This window comes from Pinirhizobacter sp. (assembly GCF_035317885.1).
Lineage (GTDB): Bacteria > Pseudomonadota > Gammaproteobacteria > Xanthomonadales > Rhodanobacteraceae > Pinirhizobacter.
The window spans coordinates 1-2,692 of sequence record NZ_DATHFX010000329.1 but is presented as its reverse complement, the minus strand read 5'-3'; the positions used below and the strand labels follow the sequence as shown (position 1 = coordinate 2,692).

Here is a 2,692-nt window from a genome sequence, read left to right as displayed (position 1 = left end):
CGTGTCGCTGGTGCCGGACTGGGCAAGGCCATGGCCCGAGGGTCTGGATCTTGTCCGCATTCCACTGCCGCACGCGGCGGTGCCGCGGCGCATCGGCATCGTGTGGTCGCGTTCGAGCGTGCGCGTGCGGCTGGTGTCGGTGTTGCTTGCCGAAAGCCGCAAGGTTGTGCCGCTCACGCAGTGAAAGTTGTTGCAGGGCAACAATTTATCCGCGACTGGTAAGCAACAAAAACTAGTCTCTGAACATAGTTCGTGTCGGTTTGACGACAGCGCCGAACGCCCTAGTCTCCCCAACAATTCTTAACGTCGTGCGCACACCGGGGAGAGCGTCACACGCCATGACCAAGCCACTGACCGCCGCTATCAGCGGTATCCTGCTCGCCCTCGCCGCGGGCACGGCCTTCGCCCAGGAAAGCGCGCCACCCGCGCCCGACACCACGCCCGCACCGGCCAAGAACCAGGTACGCGACAAGGAAGGCAAAGTGGTGAACCTGGACCAGGTCATCGTCACCGGTACCCGCACGCCCAAGGCCATCGACGAGATCCCCGGTGCCATCACCGTGGTGAACAAGGAAGAGATCGCCCATACGCTGCTCGTCACCGAGGACGCCACGGCAGTGCTTGCCCGCACCGTCCCGGGTTACGCCGAATCTTCGCAGGCCATGAGCAACACCGGCGAAACACTGCGCGGCCGCATTCCCCTGCGCCTGTTCGACGGCGTGCCCCAGGGCTCGCCGCTGCGCGAAGGCACGCGCAATGGCACTTTCACCGACATGGGCATCATCGGCCGCGTGGAAGTGATCAACGGCCCGTCGGCTTCCGAGGGCATCGGCGCTGCCGGCGGCATCATCAACTACATCTCCGCCGTGCCCACCAAGGAAGGCAACCAGACCACCATCACCACGCGCTACCAGACCCAGGGCCATGACGACAGTGGTAGCTGGAAGACCGGTATCACCTTCGCCCGCAAGCAGGACTCCTACGACATCCTGCTGTCCGGTTCGCACATCGACCGTGGTATCACCTACGACGGCAACGGACGGCGCATCGGCCTGAACACCTCCGGGTCGCTGGCCGATTCCGAGTCGAACAACCTCTTCGGCAAGGTCGGCTGGAACTTCGGCGAAGACAACGACCAGCGCCTGCAGGCCAGCTATAGCCGCTTCAAGATCAACGGCAAGGGCGACTACATCCAGGTGCTTGGTTGCCGCGGCCCGACCGACGATCCGCCGTGCGCCACGCCGGTGACCAACACCTCGGAGAAGGGCCATATCTTTGGGTCGAAAGACGCCTTCAACGATTTCAAGCAGTACAACGCCGAGTACACGCACAAAGCCTTTTTCGGCGGCTCGCTGGATATCAACGCCTACAAGGCGGACCAGGCCATGCGCTACCTGCCGGAGCTCGCCGATGACAAGCAGGATCCGCTGATCGCACCGCTGGGCACCCTGTATGACCAATCCGAGATCGATGCGCACAAGAAGGGCCTGCGCACGTCCTGGACCCGGCCAGATCTTCTGCTTACCGGCCTTGAACTGCACGTGGGCGTGGACCTCGCCCGCGACGAGGCGCAGCAGCGCCTGGCACTGACCAACCGACTGTGGGTGCCGCCGATGAAGTACAAGAGCACCGCGCCGTATGCGCAGCTCTCCTACGACATCGGGCCGATCACCATCAGCGGCGGTTACCGGCGCGAGGACGACAAGCTCGATGTCAACAGCTACACCACCACGTACTACAACAACCGGGTACTCGTGCAGGGTGGCAGCGTGAAGTACAAGGAGAACCTCCGGAACATCGGCGGCATCTGGCGCATCACCGACGAGTGGTCGGTGTTCGCCTCCTATAGCGAGGGCTTCACGCTTCCCAACATCGGTATCCCGCTGCGCAACATCAATACGCCGGGCCAGTCGGTGGACCGCATCAGCGACCTGAATGCCATCATCTACAAGAACAACGAAGTAGGCTTCAACTGGCGCGGCGAGCGGGGCTCCTTCGGTGCCACGCATTACATCTCGAAGTCGCCTTTCGGCTCGTCCCTTGCCATCGACCCACATACGTCCGACTTCATCCTGTCGCGTGCCCCGGTGCGCATCGAAGGCACCGAGCTCACCGGCGACTGGAAATTCAACGACTACTGGAAGGTCACGGCGCTGTACTCGCACATTACCGGCAAGACCTCGTTCTGGTCGGCGGATCCGGGCGGCAGGTATGGTTCGGGCAGCCTCAAGAAGCCGCTGGGTGTGCTGGACATCAACCCGGACAAGCTGGCCTATTCGGTTACCTGGAATTTCCTGCCGCATGCCGATGCCACGCTCGGCGCCACCTCGCTGTTCGGCCGCCATGTATCGGGCAGCGATGTGCGTGCCTACGATGGCGCGCAGTTCAGCTACACCGAGCGGACCCACGGCTATACCCTGTGGGACCTGGGTGTGAACTACGACATGGAAAACTACGGCAAGCTATCGCTGGGCGTGGAGAACCTGCTGAACAAGCAGTACATCCTGAGCTGGTCGCAGCTGGCCGGTTACCAGAACTACTGGGCTGGCCGTGGGCGGGTGACCTCCCTTACCTACAGCATCACGTTCTAGCCGGCGATGGAACGCGCAAGGACCGCGTGGCTATGCGCATGGATGCTGTTCGCGGCGATGTTGCCGGTACGCGCCGCCGATGCACCGCGCTGGGCGCCCGA

Annotated in this window: 1 protein-coding gene and 1 pseudogene; both read left to right on the top strand. The window is 62.9% G+C overall.

Going from position 1 to position 2,692, the window contains the following annotated elements:
- Positions 1 to 184: pseudogene (locus VK519_RS10665) on the top strand (LysR family transcriptional regulator); the annotation flags it as partial.
- Between the two features lie 154 nt (positions 185 to 338).
- On the top strand, positions 339 to 2,591 hold the full coding sequence (locus tag VK519_RS10660) for a TonB-dependent receptor (protein WP_324349668.1): 2,253 nt from the start codon (positions 339 to 341) through the stop codon (positions 2,589 to 2,591).
- The last annotated feature ends 101 nt before the right edge of the window (positions 2,592 to 2,692 follow it).

Excerpts from the sequence above, each read along its gene's own strand:
- VK519_RS10660 (WP_324349668.1), top strand. The coding sequence starts at position 339 with ATGACCAAGCCACTGACCGCCGCTATCAGCGGTATCCTGCTCGCCCTC.